Origin of the sequence: Anaerosolibacter carboniphilus (assembly GCF_014205875.1) — a bacterium.
GTDB lineage: Bacteria > Bacillota > Clostridia > Peptostreptococcales > Thermotaleaceae > Anaerosolibacter > Anaerosolibacter carboniphilus.
The window spans coordinates 13624-31400 of the sequence record NZ_JACHEN010000028.1 but is presented as its reverse complement, the minus strand read 5'-3'; the positions used below and the strand labels follow the sequence as shown (position 1 = coordinate 31400).

Annotated in this window: 18 protein-coding genes and 1 other annotated feature; of the genes, 14 read left to right on the top strand and 4 right to left on the bottom strand. The window is 34.8% G+C overall.

The genetic code is table 11. The features are described from left to right. Positions 1-3 precede the first annotated feature (3 nt). The 10 genes from HNQ80_RS19170 to HNQ80_RS19125 all read left to right on the top strand — a co-directional run bounded on the left by HNQ80_RS19170 (position 4) and on the right by HNQ80_RS19125 (position 6839). On the top strand, positions 4-273 hold the full coding sequence (locus tag HNQ80_RS19170) for an EscU/YscU/HrcU family type III secretion system export apparatus switch protein (RefSeq protein WP_184312299.1): 270 nt from the start codon (positions 4-6) through the stop codon (positions 271-273). 1 nt (position 274) lies between these two features. After that, positions 275-640 carry a YraN family protein gene (locus HNQ80_RS19165; RefSeq protein WP_184312297.1) on the top strand — a complete coding sequence of 122 codons (366 nt, stop codon included), beginning with the start codon at positions 275-277 and terminating at the stop codon, positions 638-640. Positions 641-684: 44 nt separating this feature from the next. Beyond that, complete coding sequence (locus HNQ80_RS19160) at positions 685-1098, top strand: hypothetical protein (protein ID WP_184312295.1); 414 nt, start codon at positions 685-687, stop codon at positions 1096-1098. Next, the gene (locus tag HNQ80_RS19155; protein WP_184312294.1) at positions 1085-2131 is read left to right on the top strand and encodes a phosphodiester glycosidase family protein; all 1047 of its coding nucleotides are present in this window, start codon (positions 1085-1087) and stop codon (positions 2129-2131) included. Before HNQ80_RS19160 ends, HNQ80_RS19155 begins: the two co-directional genes overlap by 14 nt. A gap of 109 nt (positions 2132-2240) precedes the next feature. Then, on the top strand, positions 2241-2837 hold the full coding sequence (locus HNQ80_RS19150; RefSeq protein WP_184312293.1) for a metallophosphoesterase: 597 nt from the start codon (positions 2241-2243) through the stop codon (positions 2835-2837). A gap of 12 nt (positions 2838-2849) precedes the next feature. Next, positions 2850-3860 carry a hypothetical protein gene (locus HNQ80_RS19145; RefSeq protein ID WP_184312291.1) on the top strand — a complete coding sequence of 337 codons (1011 nt, stop codon included), beginning with the start codon at positions 2850-2852 and terminating at the stop codon, positions 3858-3860. A 58-nt stretch (positions 3861-3918) separates the two neighbouring features. Continuing rightward, positions 3919-4806 (top strand): DMT family transporter, encoded by an 888-nt coding sequence (locus tag HNQ80_RS19140; protein ID WP_184312290.1) that lies wholly within the window; start codon positions 3919-3921, stop codon positions 4804-4806. Between the two features lie 119 nt (positions 4807-4925). Beyond that, positions 4926-5318 (top strand): bacteriohemerythrin, encoded by a 393-nt coding sequence (locus HNQ80_RS19135; protein WP_184312288.1) that lies wholly within the window; start codon positions 4926-4928, stop codon positions 5316-5318. Positions 5319-5470: 152 nt separating this feature from the next. Beyond that, on the top strand, positions 5471-6118 hold the full coding sequence (locus HNQ80_RS19130) for an RNA polymerase sigma factor (protein ID WP_207727104.1): 648 nt from the start codon (positions 5471-5473) through the stop codon (positions 6116-6118). Next, the gene (locus HNQ80_RS19125; RefSeq protein WP_184312284.1) at positions 6105-6839 is read left to right on the top strand and encodes a DUF4367 domain-containing protein; all 735 of its coding nucleotides are present in this window, start codon (positions 6105-6107) and stop codon (positions 6837-6839) included. Before HNQ80_RS19130 ends, HNQ80_RS19125 begins: the two co-directional genes overlap by 14 nt. A gap of 21 nt (positions 6840-6860) precedes the next feature. Here the strand turns inward: HNQ80_RS19125 and HNQ80_RS19120 are convergent, their stop codons facing one another. Further along, positions 6861-7325 (bottom strand): hypothetical protein, encoded by a 465-nt coding sequence (locus HNQ80_RS19120; RefSeq protein WP_184312283.1) that lies wholly within the window; start codon positions 7323-7325, stop codon positions 6861-6863. Between the two features lie 404 nt (positions 7326-7729). On the opposite strand from HNQ80_RS19120, the gene HNQ80_RS19115 reads away from it, so the two are divergent. The 3 genes from HNQ80_RS19115 to HNQ80_RS19105 all read left to right on the top strand — a co-directional run bounded on the left by HNQ80_RS19115 (position 7730) and on the right by HNQ80_RS19105 (position 14441). Further along, positions 7730-9661, top strand: coding sequence for a tetratricopeptide repeat protein (locus tag HNQ80_RS19115; RefSeq protein ID WP_184312281.1), 1932 nt, complete (start codon positions 7730-7732; stop codon positions 9659-9661). A 220-nt stretch (positions 9662-9881) separates the two neighbouring features. Next, positions 9882-10149: a binding site (T-box leader), on the top strand. A gap of 65 nt (positions 10150-10214) precedes the next feature. Next, on the top strand, positions 10215-12581 hold the full coding sequence (locus HNQ80_RS19110; RefSeq protein ID WP_184312280.1) for a valine--tRNA ligase: 2367 nt from the start codon (positions 10215-10217) through the stop codon (positions 12579-12581). A gap of 384 nt (positions 12582-12965) precedes the next feature. Beyond that, a complete protein-coding gene (locus HNQ80_RS19105; protein WP_184312278.1) occupies positions 12966-14441 on the top strand; it encodes a protein adenylyltransferase SelO in 1476 nt (491 codons plus the stop codon). Positions 14442-14728: 287 nt separating this feature from the next. On the opposite strand, the gene HNQ80_RS19100 is transcribed toward HNQ80_RS19105, so the two are convergent. From HNQ80_RS19100 to HNQ80_RS19090, 3 genes are all read right to left on the bottom strand, one after another. After that, entirely contained in the window at positions 14729-15253 is a 525-nt protein-coding gene (locus HNQ80_RS19100) for a DUF3231 family protein (protein ID WP_184312277.1), read from the bottom strand. Between the two features lie 237 nt (positions 15254-15490). After that, complete coding sequence (locus tag HNQ80_RS19095; protein WP_184312276.1) at positions 15491-15979, bottom strand: prolyl-tRNA synthetase associated domain-containing protein; 489 nt, start codon at positions 15977-15979, stop codon at positions 15491-15493. 325 nt (positions 15980-16304) lie between these two features. Beyond that, entirely contained in the window at positions 16305-16934 is a 630-nt protein-coding gene (locus HNQ80_RS19090) for a stalk domain-containing protein (protein ID WP_184312275.1), read from the bottom strand. A gap of 146 nt (positions 16935-17080) precedes the next feature. Between HNQ80_RS19090 and HNQ80_RS19085 the strand changes: the two genes are divergently transcribed. Continuing rightward, positions 17081-17728 carry a methyl-accepting chemotaxis protein gene (locus tag HNQ80_RS19085; RefSeq protein WP_207727103.1) on the top strand — a complete coding sequence of 216 codons (648 nt, stop codon included), beginning with the start codon at positions 17081-17083 and terminating at the stop codon, positions 17726-17728. Positions 17729-17777 lie beyond the last annotated feature (49 nt).

The window sequence follows — 17777 nt, the reverse complement described above, 5'->3', positions numbered from 1 at the left end:
GATATGAAGGAGAAGAAAGAAATTGTCGCTGCAATAAAATACGAGGTAGGTAAGCATCAAGCGCCCCAGCTCATTGCAAAGGGACAAGGGGAAATTGCAGAAAAAATTATGGACATAGCTAAAGAATTTGATATTCCGACATATCAAGATGAAAAGTTAGCAAGACAGCTCAATCATTTGTCTTTGGGAGAAGAGATCCCTCCAGAATTATATCAAGTAGTTGCTGAAGTGCTAGCCTTCATTGTTGATCTAGATATGAAAGAGGAACGATAATATGAAAGGGTATAATAGAGAGATAGGTATACAGGGGGAGAATGCTGCCATAAGATATTTGGTAAATCAAGGGTATGTAGTTATTGAAAGAAATTATCGTTCAAGATATGGAGAGATAGATATTATAGCCAAAGATAACAATATGATCGTATTTGTTGAAGTGAAAACCAGATCAAATCTAGCCTATGGGAGACCTGCCGAAGCCATAGATTATAGGAAAACAAGGCACTTACGATATACTGCTCAGCAATATATTCAATGGAAGGGTTTGTATGATTGTGGGTGTCGTTTTGATGCCATTGAAGTAGTTATTGGTTCTCTTAATACAAGATCTAAAATCAATCATATCCGGAATATTATTGAATAAAGAGGCACGTATGATTTAACTATGCTTGAGGAAAGGATGAAAATATGGAAAAAGAGATTCTTGTCGAGGGGATAGATGAGAGCGCGATTACCACGAGAAGAAGAAAGAAGGACAAGGATATATGGAGAACACTGGTGTTTTTCATTGTGGCTATTACCCTATGGAGTACTATTGTGTACTATGGGTATACATATGCGAAAAGCTATGTAGATACTTCGATTAGAAATGTCCAACAGGAAAATGCTATAAATATTCAAGAACTTGGGGAACGCATTGAACAAGTAAGACAAGAAATCAGTAGTTTAAGGGGAAATATTGAAAATACAGATTCTACAATTTCTAATTCTACTGTAGTGCAGGAAAGGATTGATGAAAAGTTAGAAAACCTTGACCTACAGCTAAAGAATCTAGAAAAAAGCTTAAAAATTCTTAAGGAGGCACCAAATGGGCAAAATTAATATTTTTTTGCTCTTCTTGATAGCACCTTTTTTAGCGCTTTTCCTGGTAAGTATTGATTTTCAGAAAGATAGCAGGAAATTAGAGTTTCCAATGGAATTTCTTGGAGAACAGATGGATATCTTAAATAATGAAGTGGAGTATTTGAAAAATAAAATTGATGATTTAGGTATGATTGTAGATCAGCAGATAGAGGTTTTTAGTGAGCAAGATGAGCAAATAACCCATCTTTCTGAATCCAGTTCATCACAGAAAGAGCTATCTGATGATATGTATGAGAAAAAAATATTAGAGATGCTTGGGCCTGCCGTAGGAAAACATAGATCAGATCGAGTGGAAGTGAAAATTTTCCCTTTGGCTGAGCTTGGTTATAGAGGATATATTGCGAAGGTTAAGTTGTTTGATCCAAAGACTTTTCAAGTAGTCTTAGGAAAGGACCGCTTGGGGGAATTGGAAACTACCTCTAGTGTAGCAAAACGTAAAGATGCGATTCTTGCCATTAATGGGGGCGGGTTTTATACAGAAAAGAGAAATGGATCCACATATGCTCAGTTGATCGGAAATACAGTCATAGATGGTGCACTGGTGGAACCCTTTAACGGGTATCCTGGAGATCTATTCTTTGCTGGGATTAATAAAAAAGGACAGGTCATAGGGACAGTACCTAAAACAGAGACAGAACTTATGGAATTACAGCCCTATCAGGGGACGAGCTTTATCCCGGTCTTGTTAAAACAAGGAAAAAAAGTAGAAATTCCTGAAAAATGGAAAAAGACAAATCAACCTAGAACGATTATTGGAAAATATGCCAATGATGATTTAATTATGATTGTCATTGATGGCAGACAGGGAAATTGGAGTATCGGTGTGACCCTTGAACTGCTACAGGATAAACTTCTTAGCTTAGGGGTAAAGGAAGCCTATAATTTAGATGGTGGGGGGTCTAGTGTCATGTATTATAATGGTAAAATATTAAATCGACCTTCCGATGGGAAAGAAAGACCCGTTGCAAATCATATTGTTATATTGCCTTAAATCATGTTATTAAGTGTGAGAAACAGCACTAGTGTTAATATAAAGGATATTTTAGCAAAATAATGGGATCGTTTATATGAAATACAAGAAAAGTATTTAAGGAGAAAACATGAAAGAAATTTGGAAGGTATTACTACATCTAACAGGTGGGATATATGTACCCAACGAATTGAAGGATAAGTCTGTGAAGGTTATGCATATCAGTGACACGCCCTCAATGATTTATAAGGATCTTATTCAACTGATAAAAACCGTAAAGCCTCATGTCTTGATTCATACAGGCGATATTGCAGATGAAGTAAAGCTAGAAATGCTACCTTACCATGTTCAGAAATACAAGGCAAGGGCCAATCATTTTTTGAGAGCGATCAGTCCTTTCGTTGAGGATCGAATCATTGTTACCTTAGGGAATCATGATTGTATGGAAGCATTGCATCCATTGCCGAAACTAGAGGTTTATGAAGAAAGTACTGTGCTCGGTGTCTATGGAATAAGAATTAGTATCTCCCATTATTACGAAAAGCTTCATGAAAATAGTGAGTTTTATATGTATGGTCATTGTAGAGTGAATACAAAGGATCCTAGTTATCTAGATGGGATTGACAGCATAAATATAATTAAGGTAGAGAATAAAGAAATTATTAAGCTTCTTTATCCAGCAGGAACGGACAATTATAGACTTAGAAGGAGCAAGATGGGTATATAGAGGAGGGGGAAAATGATCTCAATTTTTAGAGACGGACCTAGATTAATTGTACTGAACAGTTTTTATATAGACAAGCTTGTGGAGATGTTTACTATGCATTTTAATGGAAGTCTATTAGCGCTTAATGAAGCCTTTGAAAGTGCTGAAGAAGATCATACCATAGTATTTTTGACAGAACCAGGTAAGAAGAAAATCATGTTGTCTGATGTAAAAGCGATTGTTGTAGTGCCAATCCCAGCTGATGAATGGTTCTCTCGCCTCATTAATGGGAAAATGACCGATTTAATTGAAGACTCCCATATATCTCCCGGTTTGTTAATCATGAGAACCGTGGGGGATCACGATCGGATAATTGATAGTGTCAGTGAAACTTACAATGGAAGCGTACTTTCATTTAACGAGTGCTTAAATATAGGGATGGCTAATCAAACAATTATCAGCTTTACCAGTCATCCAGTCAATAGAAGGCTAAGCCTAAAGGATGTACATACGAAGCATGTGTTAATTGATATGGATATACATAAGCTTCAGAGAAAAATGAGAAGTCAGGTATTACGTTTTTTAAATGAAGGGTTCCATGATAAGAATTGGTATGACTTACAGATTCGTATCTTTGATAGATATAGTCAGTATATGCTTCACCATGAGCGATTATCTTTGATACTAGATGCCCTAGATGTTGGCTTGATTCTAGGTGAATCATGGGGCAAGGATCATCCAAGGTTTCTGATGTCCGTTATGGTATATCAAGTAAGACTCTTTACCCTTTTAGATCCCATTGAGATTAAGAAGATTCTTATAGGGCTAGAACATTTGGATGATGGTACTAGGATTATTGATTTAGATCTGATTTATCGAGGGAATAAGATAGAGTGGCCTCGGGCGATTGGGGAAAACAGACAAGCAAAAAGCAGGAACGTTTTAGGAAAGATTTATCGTAAAGAGCTTTTAGATAAACTGAATGAGGAAGAAAAAAATCTATTAGGTGTATTGGAAGAAAAGGTGATAAAATCTAGGTATTAGAAAATGTTATGATAGAGTGTAGCAGTGATTAAATGGGCGAGGAGATGGCTTAGACGTAATGAAAACAGAAGCAAATCAGTATAATATAAGAGTGCAGGCAATCATTTATTTAATCGTCGCATCCTTGTTATGGAGCTTGGGAGGATTTTTTATTAAATGGGTACAGTGGAATCCTGTGGCCATTGCAGGGACGCGAAGCGCTATTTCAGCAATGCTTATATGGGGTGTTCTACGGAAACCGAAATTTGTCTGGTCAAAGGAACAGATTTTATGTGCAGTGTTTTATGCAGGAACTGTAATTTCATTTGTTATTGCAAATAAGCTGACAACAGCTGCAAATGCGATTTTGCTACAATATACAGCACCAATTTATGTAGCAGTTTTCGGATTTGTTGTTTTGAAAGAGAAAACGACGAAGCTTGATTGGGTTGTTATTGGGGTTATCATAGCTGGAATGATTTTATTTTTTATAGATGATTTCGAAATGAAAAATGTTTTAGGAAACATTATTGCTATTATCAGTGGTATAACGTTTGCGGCTACAGTCTTACTTATGAGAAAGCAAAAAAACGAATCTCCGTTGGAATCGATTTTACTGGGGAATATATTGACAGCGATGATAGGTGTGCCTTTCATGTTCCAATCCGCTCCTTCTTCATCCAGCTGGATAGGCTTGATTCTCTTAGGTACGATACAGCTAGGATTACCCTATATCTTGTATGCCAAGGCAATAAAGTCAGTTACAGCCTTAGAGGCTGTACTAATTCCTGTTATTGAGCCTATTGTGAATCCTATTTGGGTATTTCTCCTTTTAGGAGAAGTTCCAGGAAGATGGTCAATTTTAGGGGGTATCATAGTTGTTATAGCAGTCACCTTAAGATGTGTGATTGGTATATCAAAGACACAAGTTGGCGAACAACTTGCCAACACAGAACAAAGCCTCTAATGATAATGAATATTGGAGAAAAATTGATTTAATATGCTAAATTTGGATATATAGTATAATGTTTGAAAGTAATCAATTATATAATCGGCATTATCTATTGGAAAAATGGAGGTAAAAATATGTTTAAATGGAAAGATGAGTACGATTTAGGCGTACAATTTGTTGATGAGCAACACAAGGTATTATTTGATATTGGGAACCGCGTCTATAAATTGCTTAAATCGGATATGTATTTTGACAAATATGATAGAATTGCAGAAATCATCGAAGAACTTAAGAATTATGCTGCATTTCACTTTAAAGAAGAGGAAGCGTATATGGCAAGCATAGGTTATCGTAAATTTTTATCCCACAAGGTGGAGCATGATGATTTTATTAAAAAATTTGAAGATTTGGACTTAGAAAATGTTGATCATAGACAAGATCAGTACATAATGGAGTTACTAGAGTTTGTATTTAAATGGATAGAAGATCATATCCTCGTTAAGGACAAGTTATATACTGAAAAATAGTAGTCATTATATAGATTTCTTAATTAAAAAATATATTTTACATGGCTACAAGAAAATAGACTACCATTCATGTTGAATAGTGGTTTATTTTTTTGTACTTATCGAAGCTGGAAGGAAGAAGTTAAAAGATGTACTTGAAATACACTTTAAAAGTGACAACAAATGGTAAAAAACGTCTATCCATTATTAACCAACATGATGCTATAATAGAATTGACAACTAACTGTAAGGAGAGTGAGATAATGGAAGAATCGGTCTTAAGCCATAAGAACTATTCTGAGCTTGAATATCAACATTTATTATATAAAACTTATTACAGGGATGTCTTTAGATCAGTCTATTATATTGTACATAGTATAGATACAGCCGAGGAACTTACAAATGAAGCTTTCTTAAAAGCATTTCAAAAAATGAATACACTCAATGACTCGGATAAGTTTAAACAATGGATATGTGTTATAGCAACAAATTTAGCGAAAAATTATTTAAAAAAGAATAATAGGATCGCATTAACTGAAGATATAGAGACTGTCCTGCAAGTTAGTGAACAGCAATTTGATATAGTTAGCATGGAAATAGAAAAAGAGGAAGAACGAAAAATAGTTAGAGATATTTTAGACAAGATGAATCCAGAAGCTAAGCAGATAATCATGCTGCGATATTACAATGATTTGTCTTATCAGAGTATTTCAGACGAACTAAATATGAAAATGGGTACTGTAAAAGCAAAAATTAATAGGGCAAAAAAGCAAATACATGATTTGCTAGTGAAGGAAGGTGTAAACCATGGAAAAGAATAGAAAGGATAGAATTGATGAAATTATTATAGATACATTGCATGAGGATTTAAATCAAATTATCATTGATGAAGTAAAAATTGAACGGGAATGGGCTAAGATTGAGAAGAAAATCAAAGGATCAAATGAAACTAAGAAAAGAAAAATAGTTCAAATTGCGGTTGCTGCTGCTATTCTTATTATTTCATTCATGAGTTACGAATTCTTTATTCCAGGCGAGGTGACAGCAACTAAATCAAGTTCTGCAAAGAGAATAATAGACCTTTTTGATAAGAAAACAACAATCAAGAATAATTCATCTATCAATGAAAATAATGAAATTTCTAATGAGAACCCAATAAGCGAAATGGAAATAAATATAGAAGATGCTCAAGATATTATGGGGTTTACAATTAGAGAGCTACCTTTCAAGAGAGAAGGCAGTGTGATCGTTAGATCATTTAATGATAAGCCTATAACCCTGATAATGAATTATGCTAATGACAATGGACATTTAATATTCTATCAGGGCTCCGAGGGGGATGAATCCCAAGCTAATATAAATGTATCAAAAAATAACAAGGTGGATACGATAGAATTTGATAACATAGAAATAGCACATATTAGTATTGGAGATAAAATCAGTAAAATTATTTGGTCGTATTTCGGGATTAAGTATACTATTGATGCCGACTATATTATGAGTGATAGTGAAGTTAAAGAAATAATAAAAGCAATGAGATAGCTCATTGCTTTTATTATTTACTTAATATACTTGGATTGTGTCAGAAGTTGAGGTATCACTTTCAATTATAGAACCTTTAACAGTTTTATGAATACTATATACCCTATATTTCCCAGGGGATAGTGTATAAGAAAAAGTATAGTCAACATAGCTAGAATTAACATTTGTTTTTGTGCCACTAGTAATATTGATCCATCTACTTTGTGAAGTGTCGTATTTTTGAAGAGTAGCTTTTACATAAATACTATCGAGTTTTGTATATGAGCGCGTATAGCTTGTAACTACTATAGACTTAGAACTACTATAATAATCAACATAATTTCCCCAATCAAGTAGGTACTCATATGCACTTGCAGATTGATTAATTGTTGCATCACCGATTCTAATCGGGATCCCTTTCAGCTCTACAATATCATTGGCATACGAAAAGCTTTGAGAGATTAAGCATAGTAATAAAGCTAACAGTACAATAGATTTCTTTTTCATTTATGATTCCCCCTTTATCTTTTTCCCAATTAAAGACAATTATCTGAGAGAATTGTTGCACAAAAAAGCAAAAAAGCGTTTTAAAATAGATGTATTTAGACAAACCAAATAATAAAATCAAAGTGATATTGTAGATAGGCGTACTTAGGATACTCTAGAATTCAGCAATGCTAAAAATATATTTAGGGCAATAGTACAAGCAACGCGTTTAATTCTGTAAATACAACCTTTTAAAGTTTCATTACAGTTGAAAAATAAACTATTATAGAACTCCTTTCATTGAATAGGTCAAAAGGCTCAAAAAACTGCTATAATTGCAGAAAATGAAGGGGAAAACAGGAAAATCATAGAATACAATATCGTGCAATTATAGTTTAATCATTATACGAGTAGGAGGAAAAAGGATGAAAAAATTAGTTTTAGCACTAGTTATAATATTAGTGTGTGTATTAAATCCACTATTGGCTGTTGCAGGAAATGAGGGTATTCAAGTAAAGGTTAATAATGAGTTAATTCAGCTTGATGTGCAGCCTACCATAGTGAATAATAGGGTAATAGTGCCTGTAAGGGCAGTTTTTGAGGCATTAGGGATACAAGTAGGATGGGATGAGACAACAAAAACGGTAATAGGAACAAAAGATGAACTGACGATAAAATTACCTATAGGAAATAAGTCAGCTATAAAGAATAATAGAAGTGTTTCACTGGATGTTCCAGCGACAATAAATGGAGGCAGGACGCTCATTCCTTTGAGATTTATAGCAGAAAGTATCGGCGCAAATGTTGAATGGGATGGGATAAACAAAATCGTTTCGATTTCAATGGAGAGTGAGGAGTATCAAGTTATCGAAGTCAGCGATGTGAATGAACTGATTAAAGCTATTGGACCAAATAGAAAAATAATTTTGAAAAACAGCGAGTATAACCTGTCAGAACCTAAAAAAGAGTATGAGCAGAATAGATATGTGAGATGGGATAAAGAAACTGACGGAAAAGAGTTAATTATTCAAAATGTAAGCAATCTTACCATTGAAGGAATAGAAAAAACCCTATCAAACATAGTAACCGAATCTAGATATGCTGATGTACTTATATTTGAAAACAGTAATAATATTAATATCATTAATATAAACGCAGGGCATACACCTGATAAGGGGCAATGCTCTGGAGGGGTGCTCCTGTTTAAAGATTCTGATAAAATAAATATTGTAAAATCAAGGCTTTTTGGTTGCGGAACCCAAGGATTAACATTGTTTAATGTGAGTGAATTATTATTTAATGACTCTATTATTACTGATTGTTCAGAAGCAATTATGTCCATATACGATTCACAAAATATTGCATTTACAAATAGTACATTTAATGAGAATGAAGGTAGCTGGAGATTTATTGATTTAACAAGAAGCTCAAATATCGTTTTTGATAAATGCAACATTTCTAATAATAAAACTATATCAAAAGAGGATGAGAAATCATTTTTGTTTTATGTTGACAATAGCAAAAATGTGGTATTAATGAATTCAAGTGTAATCGATAATGATATTCCTAATTACATTCAAAAAATAAGTTCAATGATTTTAGAAGACAGTGCTTTTAAGGATAACAAGTTTGATTCTAACAAAATAAGCGCATATATGTATAATGAAATGGGATACAGATTACAGTTAGACGGAGATTATCAAAAAGCTCTAGAATATTATAACAAGGCAATAAGCTTTGATCCTAATAACGATGCTGCACATAACAACAAAGGTTGGGTGTTAGTTGATCTATATAGATTTGAGGAGGCTTTAGAGTCTTGCAATAGATCGATAGCGTTAGAACCTAATGATGTACCACCCTATATTAATAAAGGAAATGCTTTACTTGGGCTAGAAAGATACACGGAAGCCATTGAAAGCTATAACAAAGCTATACAACTGGATGCTAGTGTGAAATTTTCTTATTATGGAAAAGGTAAAGCTTTGATTGCCTTAGGCAAATATGAAGAAGCTCAGGCATCTTTTCAAAAATATATTCAGCTTGATCCGGAAGATTCATATGCATACTATTATTTGGCGAGTCTTTTAGCCGAACTAGGTAAATACGATGAAGCTATTAAAAACTATGATAAAAGTTTGGCTATTGAACCACAGCTTATAAGTAGCATTTATGGAAAAAGTCGTTGTTATGCTATGTTAAATAATCTTCCTGAAGCTATAGATAACTTAAAGAAAGTAATTAGCTTTGATGAAAGATACAAAAATCTAGCTATGATTGATGAGGCATTTGATCGTATTAAGAATACTGATGAATTTAGAGATCTACTTAAGCAGATATTGATCAGTCTAAAATAGGATAATAACATAATAGGGCTTCCATTATGCGTTGGGAGCCCTATTATGTTTTACATAACTAGATAATGATAATACGTTTAGAGGGATACATTGGTTTTTAGAGATTGAACTCGCTAAGGCAGAACATGAATAATATAAATTTACTGAAGTAGGGGAAGTATCTGAATATTTGTTGATTTTTTGAGAATAGTAAACTATAATAATATAAACGAACACAAACAAAATGGCGTTGACAAGGAGGAGTACATACTCACCCGAAGCACAGAGAGAAGATGGTTGGTGAAAATCTTCGTGACGGAAGTATGGAAGTAGCCTTTGAGCTGTGAACCGAAAAGATACGATCTGAGTAGACTTCACCGGAAATTTCCACCGTTAAAAGGAAAGGATATCGGATGATTTAAAATAAGAATCTATCCCGTATTGGCAGAGTGCAGATAGTCATATCTGAATTTAGGTGGTACCACGGACGCATACAGTTCGCCCTGAGCTAAACATAAGAAAGCTTTAGGCGGACTTTTTGTTTTGTGTTCGTAAAATTTTAGGAGGTGCTACCATGCAGAAAAATTATGATTTCAAACAGGTAGAAAAAGAGATGCAAAACTTTTGGAAAGAGAATAGTATTTATCGTTTTGATATGGATAGTCAAAATAAAATCTATTCTATTGATACACCGCCACCAACAGTAAGTGGTAGTTTGCACATTGGACACATATTCTCTTATACGCAAGCAGAAATGATTGCACGATTTAAGCGTATGCAAGGCTTCAATGTCTTTTATCCCTTTGGGTTTGACGATAATGGTCTTCCCACAGAGAGACTTGTAGAAAAAGATGAGGGTATCATTGCTAAGAACTTGCCTAGAAGTGAATTTATTACGAAATGTATTACTACTACTGAAAGATATGAAAAAGAATTTAAAGATTTATGGCAGAGTTTGGGCTTTTCTGTTGACTGGTCATTACAGTATGAAACAATTAATCCCATGGTTCAACGGATATCCCAGAAATCTTTTATAAGACTTTTAGAAGATGGAAAGGCATATATGAAAGAGTCACCAGTTTTATGGTGTACAGAATGCCAGACATCAATAGCCCAAGCTGAATTGGAAACTATTGATAAAGACACTACTTTTAATTATATTGAATTTAAGGTAGATGGAGAAAAGCTAATGGTTGCCACAACAAGACCGGAACTGCTGTATGGATGTGTTTGTTTATTTGTAAATCCAGACGATGATAGATATAAGGAGTATGTTGGTAAAAGTGCGATTGTGCCCTTATACAATTACCCTATTCCTATACTTTCTGATGAGAAGGTTAGCATAGAAAAAGGTACAGGTGTTGTTATGTGCGCCACTTTCGGTGACAGTACAGATGTTAAATGGTATGAAACACATAATCTACCTTATAGGAAAGTGATTCTATCCGATGGGACTATAGATGAAAGTGTTCCGTTTATTGGAGGGCTAAAGGTTATAGCGGCTAGAAAACAAATTATCAAACTTCTTTCAGATAATGGAATGCTTATAGATTCGAAGAATATAACGCATACTGTTGCAGTCCATGAACGGTGCGGAAAAGAAATAGAAATTATACCATCAAAACAATGGTATATTGATATTCTTTCAAACAAAGAATTGTTTTTAAAAGCTGCTGATAAAATTAACTGGTATCCTGCTTATATGAAGAACAGATACACGTTATGGGTTGAAAATCTTAAGTGGGACTGGTGCATATCCCGTCAGCGTTACTTTGGTGTTCCTATTCCAATATGGTATTGTAAACAATGCAGTAAGGTCATACTTGCAAGTGAAGAGATGCTGCCTATAAATCCTCTGGAAACAAACCCAAATAAGCCTTGCTCTTGTGGATGTAATGAATTCATATCTGAAAGTTCTGTATTTGATACATGGGCGACTTCATCAGTTACACCACAAATAAATGGAAAATGGCGTGAGGAGAATGATATATCCAGCAAGCTTCTGCCAATGAGCATGAGAACACAGGCTCATGAAATTATCCGTACATGGGCGTTTTACACGATCGTTAAAAGTCTTTATCATACTGGTGAAATTCCTTGGAAGGATATAATGATCTGCGGATTTGTTCTAGCAAAAAAAGGAGAAAAAATCAGTAAATCAAAGAGTAATTCTGAACTGTCACCGTCTGTTCTCATTGAAAAGCACTCTGCGGATGTTATAAGGTATTGGGCTGCTAGTTCCAAGCTTGGTACAGATACATTTTTCTCTATAGAAGAATTGGGTATTGCTAAGAGATTTATTACTAAGCTATGGAATGCATCAAAATTTGCAATATCTCATTTGCATGATATTGACCTTGGTGCTGATATAGATTTAATGCCTGTTGACAGGTGGATCATTGAGCGGTGTAAGCAGACTGTATTTGAAGTGACAAGGCTTCTTAATCAGTATGAAATTGGATCAGCAAGACATGAGGTAGATGATTTTTTCTGGAAAGACATGTGCGACAATTACCTTGAAATCGTTAAAGAACGTTTATATCAACCTGAAAAACGTGGATATAAGGAGCGTCAATCAGCACAACATGCTCTATACTATTGCATGCTTAATATTCTAAAGCTATATGCCATTTATGTCCCACATATAACGGAATATATTTATCAAGAATTTTTTAGAAGAATTGAAGATAACATTTCTTTGCATAAATCTTGTTGGGAAAATGTAGCTTTTATAGATAATGAAATTATTGTGTTTGGAGATCAGCTAAAGGCCGTTATTGCTGAGACAAGAAAATATAAATCAGAAAATGCTTTATCGATGAAAACAGAAATAGATGAGGTGATTATTAAGTCTGACACCAGATTTGTTGAGATGTTTAGACAAACTATTTGTGATATAAAGGCTTGCTGCAGCGCTAATGGAATAAAAATAATTTCATAAATAGGGAGAATAGAAAAGTATGTATACCGGTCGAGGTGAATGTTATCTTGGCCGGGTTTTATTTTTAAGGATATTTTATTTGTTTTCACAATATTCAAGGTGAAGTGGCATGAATTTCATAAGAATAAGCAAGATCGGAATTAATCGTCCCCGGGAACCTTTTATGCCTAACGTTTGTAATTTCAGCACAAAGTAAAAAATATTCAAAGGGCGCCTACGTGTGGGAAGGGTATAATAAATTGACAGAAGCAGACAATAAAAGGGACTGGATTGTGTTGGAATAGAAAATAGACAACTAAAAATATCATAGAATGTCTATGATTTTGTCTTATGTAAAAGAAAAAGCTAGGATACAAAAAAGATAGAAGAAGGAAAGGAGATACGATGACAGAGAGAAAAGCAATAATAGAAACAGGATGGAACCTAGACAACAGTTATGCCCGTCTGCCGAAATCATTTTTTACCAGCTTCAATCCAACTCCTGTACGATCACCGAAGTTGATCATTCTCAATCATCCCTTGGTAACATCGCTGGGGTTAAACGTCCAAGCACTGCAAAGCAATGATGGCGTAGCGATGCTTGCCGGCAACCAGATTCCCGAAGGTGCTTTGCCCCTTGCTCAAGCTTATGCGGGCCATCAATTCGGGCATTTTACGATGTTAGGGGACGGTAGAGCTCTGCTGATTGGGGAACAGATCACGCCTTCAGGTGAACGCTTTGATATTCAGCTCAAGGGTTCAGGTAGAACGCCATATTCCCGCGGGGGCGATGGCCGAGCGGCACTTGGACCGATGCTTCGGGAATATATCATCAGCGAAGCAATGTATGCGCTGGATATTGCTACTACCCGAAGCTTAGCGGTGGTGACAACCGGCGAGTCAGTAATCCGTGAAACCGAGGAAGTTGGTGCAATTCTGACCCGCGTAGCTGCCAGTCATCTGCGTATCGGCACCTTTCAATACGTTTCAAAACGGGGTAGTGTTGAGGATCTCCGAACCCTGGCTGATTACACACTGCAAAGGCATTTTCCAGATGTTGATGCTGTTGAGAACCGCTATCTTTTCCTACTTCAGGAAGTGATTAAGCGTCAGGCTGTGCTGATTGCCAAATGGCAACTCGTTGGCTTTATTCACGGGGTGATGAATACCGACAACATGACAATTAGTGGAGAAACCATTGATTATGGTCCATGCGCCTTTATGGATGCTTATGACCCTGCAACGGTGTTCAGTTCTATTGACATCCATGGCCGCTATGCCTATGGTAACCAGCCGTACATTGCTGCTTGGAATCTCGCGAGATTTGCTGAAACCCTATTGCCGCTACTGCATGCCAACGAGGCGCAGGCTGTCAAGCTGGCTCAGGATGCGATTTCAGATTTTACTGAGTTGTATCACTGTAATTGGCTAGCGGGAATGAGAGCAAAACTAGGAATATTTAATGAAGAGCTACAGGATGAATCCCTTATTGAAGACCTTCTCAGTATGATGCAGAAGTATCATGCGGACTATACTAATACCTTCCGTGCATTGACTTTTGATAAGTCTGAGGATACGGTCCTTTTTGGCACCACGGAATTTGCTCAGTGGCATGAACAGTGGCAGGCGAGACTAGGTAGACAGCAGGAATCAAAAGCCTCCTCGCATCAGTTGATGCGGAACAGTAATCCCGCGCTAATTCCTCGCAACCACCGAGTAGAAGAGGCATTAGAAGCCGCAGTGAAACAAGGAGACTACAATGTAATGGAGCGGCTTCTGGATGTTCTTTCACGGCCTTACGCCCACTCACCTGAACAGGCTGACTACGCTACGCTGCCTGCGATATCAACCCGTCCTTACCGAACCTTTTGTGGGACCTAATGAGACAATATACTTTTAGTTAAGCAGGGATGTGATTTTATTGGCATCCCAAAAAATTTTTGTTGTGAACATCGCTTTATATAAAGGAGCATTAGTAAAGTTAAATATTTTAGTAGTTTTTGGTTGGGCATAATTATGCCATGAACCCCTTCGTCATTAAATTTTCATTTAGGGCAATAAAATAAGGACAGGGAATTTCCTGTCCTTAATTACTAAATGTATATTTTGCAACATTAAAATCAAACGAAATATCATTTTATATTTATCATTCAAACCATTAATTTCTGCTATGCTTTATAAGGAGGAGGCGTGCGAAGCCAGTTATGTTTCTGCATAAGATCTTTAAGTGTTATACCAAGTAAGACTTTTTTTATGATTACTTTAAAGAATACATATCCTACATCTGGACGAATCGATTCGGTTAAATTCCTTGAAGCATAGTTAATTCCCAGAAGAAGATTAAAAGACATTAAGTTAGCAATTTCCTCATCATTTAGTTTTGCACCTTCGGGTATATTCTTGATTACAATATCAGGCTTCTCTGGCGTATCTTCTGGTAATGGGACACCTTCCGATTTAAGCAGCTTATTGATCTCTTCAGCAGCTGATTTATGTATATCCCTTGCATCCTTTAGTATTTTTTTAAGTTCACTGTTTTGAGCAGTATTATAGGCCAGTTCTTCGTTTCGCAATGTATTATTACATATAGCAAGGTAAAACCATAAATTTGAAACTTCCATTACATTTAATGGTTTCTTTTCACCATTTATAAAGGGTTTAAAAGAATCATATGCTACTTCCAATAAATTCATTTTATATTCCACCTGACTTTCTATAGAATAATATAAAATTATTTTTTCCCTATCAAATGGAAAAGATACCTGTTTTTATTTTGATGTACAATTTAATAATTACTTCTCAGATTGTCGTAGTGATTACTTCAATAATAGTTTATAATTTTTTGGAAAATATGAGTAGAATTTCTCATAACAATATAAAAAGATTTTGAGTTAATTTAAATAGCTGCTGAACCCTATTTAGTTAAGAGCCTAAATTGTAACAAAGTGAACTCTGTTTCCATTTTGGTTAATAACTTTTTTTAGAGCCTCAAAGGAAATCCACACTGTAGCAGTATTATCATTGGGATGAAAACCAAGCTTATTTTTTCCTACCAAATCATTGTCTAGTACTACCTCAACAATAGCCTCAAAATCATTGATAATAGCTAATGGTGTTACTTCTCCTTTGTGAATCTGTAAATATCTATGAAGTCTTTCTTCTGATGCAAAACTCAATCTTGTACAGCCCAATTGTTCTTGGATGTTTTTTAAATCAGCTTTTTTATCCTTATCCAAAACCACCAAGAAATGCCTCTCGCCCTTGGCATCTCTTAAAAATAGATTTTTGCATATGTCTCCATATTGAGTTATTCTTAAATCGTCCATTTCTTCAACCGTAAAAACAGCTTGATGATACATAATCTGATATTCAATATCTAAAGCATTTAACATTTCAAAAACCTTCTTTTGTTGATCCATTGATTCTCTCTCCTATGCTTTTTACTATTGATGTAGTACTTCAATATTATCTATGAATTTCCTTCATATAAAAAAGCAAGATTTCTTTATAGTAAAGACAATATTTGATCTTATATTCATATTAATTCTTCTTAATATAAATAGGTAAAACGTTATAGGCTATTATTTCCAATATCCATGAACTTAAAAGCCATTATAATAAAAACAAACATTAGTACCAAATAGAATTTTAGTTCAGCACAAATATTTGATGAACTTCTATATGGATAGTAAGAAAGCGCCTTATTAAAGGCGCTCCAGTTATAAAAGAATACGGTTTATTAAATTAATCTTGAAGCACGAGTAACGTTGTTTCATGAAGCGTTTTAAATGATCCATTGACCTTCATTTGAATCTGTACTTTATGATTACCTACTTTTGTAAAATTAACATTGGTAAACTGGGTAAGATCAATCAACTGAGGCATATCATCTGTTATTTGAACGCCAAATTCTTCACTAGTAGAAATAGTTTCTTTATTCGGATCTAAAAGAACAAATCTATAGTGATATCTACCGGGCTTAAGATTAGACACCGCTGTGTATACATAAAAATTCTTAGTATAAATACATGTTCTATGTGAAAAATTACCTAGGGTATGTTTACCATCTTTGTAGTCTGCATACTTTGCAAATATCATGGTCACTTCAGGTTTAATAATATTTATTGTTTCTGTTTCGCTATTCCACTCTAAGGTACCATTTATAGAATCTGCTATAGCGTTTAAGGGTAGCAGTATTTCGTCATCAAGGTTAAGCACAGGGAAATTATTCTGTACAATTTCTCCGTTAATCGATACATTTATTTCAGAAAAATTTGCATTGGTTGTATTAGATTCCATGGATACTGCAACTACAGGAGTAGATACAAAGATGAAGAGTGTAAATAACAAGATAAGTTTTCTTTGGATTGTCATTAGTGATCCTCCTAGCCATAGAATAATTTTTAAAAATACTCTTTTATTTAAGCACACTCCGCTCAATTTAGCTTCAGTTGTTATATTATAGCATGCTATGCAAAACTATGTAAGCATTTGAAGCGCCATGTCGCTAAAATAGGACATTGGAACCATATACTGCATATAGTTCTACGAAAGCAATCATGGCTGATCAAAAAGAAATTGATAAGCTAATCGATTCTGGTGGCGCAGAGAATGATGTTAAAATTCAAGAAATGATGGATCAATTAGCAAAAGCTATATTGGTCGGCATCATTTTATCCAGAGCCATTAGTAAGTCTATAGAAAAGATATCAGACATGCTTAGAGATTTTGCCGTGGTCGCAGAAGAAGTGAGAAAGCTAGCGGAACAATCTTCAAATACCGTAGGAGAAGTTAAACCCATTATTGTAAATGTACAAAAATCTGTGAAAGAGTTATCAGGTAATATCGAGGATATCATGGAATTTATGAATAGCAAAGTGAATGCAGATTATAAGTTCTTTGTTAAAACCGGTGAACAATATATGAAGGATACGAAACTGGTTAGCGGTATTGTTCACGAATTTGCCGATAATGCTAAAAAGATATTAATAGCAATAATAAGGGAAATAAATTCGTTGATTATAAATGTTTATTTAGTGATAGAACAGAACCGCCTATTGCCGCATTGTATAAAATTGATATTGATTTGTAACTCCTTTGTAACGACTTACTATTTAACAATATATATGATTAATAATATGAAATTGATTTTTAAGAAAAAACATTAAATGCACACTAGGAAGATTTCAAGAAATATTATTTCACATCATATGGAGG

What these genes read in the sequence shown, in the direction of transcription:
- HNQ80_RS19170 (WP_184312299.1), top strand. Translation starts at nt 4, where the DNA reads ATGAAGGAGAAGAAAGAAATTGTCGCTGCAATAAAATACGAGGTAGGT.
- HNQ80_RS19165 (WP_184312297.1), top strand. Translation starts at nt 275, where the DNA reads ATGAAAGGGTATAATAGAGAGATAGGTATACAGGGGGAGAATGCTGCC.
- HNQ80_RS19160 (WP_184312295.1), top strand. Translation starts at nt 685, where the DNA reads ATGGAAAAAGAGATTCTTGTCGAGGGGATAGATGAGAGCGCGATTACC.
- HNQ80_RS19155 (WP_184312294.1), top strand. Translation starts at nt 1,085, where the DNA reads ATGGGCAAAATTAATATTTTTTTGCTCTTCTTGATAGCACCTTTTTTA.
- HNQ80_RS19150 (WP_184312293.1), top strand. Translation starts at nt 2,241, where the DNA reads ATGAAAGAAATTTGGAAGGTATTACTACATCTAACAGGTGGGATATAT.
- HNQ80_RS19145 (WP_184312291.1), top strand. Translation starts at nt 2,850, where the DNA reads ATGATCTCAATTTTTAGAGACGGACCTAGATTAATTGTACTGAACAGT.
- HNQ80_RS19140 (WP_184312290.1), top strand. Translation starts at nt 3,919, where the DNA reads ATGAAAACAGAAGCAAATCAGTATAATATAAGAGTGCAGGCAATCATT.
- HNQ80_RS19135 (WP_184312288.1), top strand. Translation starts at nt 4,926, where the DNA reads ATGTTTAAATGGAAAGATGAGTACGATTTAGGCGTACAATTTGTTGAT.
- HNQ80_RS19125 (WP_184312284.1), top strand. Translation starts at nt 6,105, where the DNA reads ATGGAAAAGAATAGAAAGGATAGAATTGATGAAATTATTATAGATACA.
- HNQ80_RS19120 (WP_184312283.1), bottom strand. Translation starts at nt 7,325, where the DNA reads ATGAAAAAGAAATCTATTGTACTGTTAGCTTTATTACTATGCTTAATC.
- HNQ80_RS19115 (WP_184312281.1), top strand. Translation starts at nt 7,730, where the DNA reads ATGAAAAAATTAGTTTTAGCACTAGTTATAATATTAGTGTGTGTATTA.
- HNQ80_RS19110 (WP_184312280.1), top strand. Translation starts at nt 10,215, where the DNA reads ATGCAGAAAAATTATGATTTCAAACAGGTAGAAAAAGAGATGCAAAAC.
- HNQ80_RS19105 (WP_184312278.1), top strand. Translation starts at nt 12,966, where the DNA reads ATGACAGAGAGAAAAGCAATAATAGAAACAGGATGGAACCTAGACAAC.
- HNQ80_RS19100 (WP_184312277.1), bottom strand. Translation starts at nt 15,253, where the DNA reads ATGAATTTATTGGAAGTAGCATATGATTCTTTTAAACCCTTTATAAAT.
- HNQ80_RS19095 (WP_184312276.1), bottom strand. Translation starts at nt 15,979, where the DNA reads ATGGATCAACAAAAGAAGGTTTTTGAAATGTTAAATGCTTTAGATATT.
- HNQ80_RS19090 (WP_184312275.1), bottom strand. Translation starts at nt 16,934, where the DNA reads ATGACAATCCAAAGAAAACTTATCTTGTTATTTACACTCTTCATCTTT.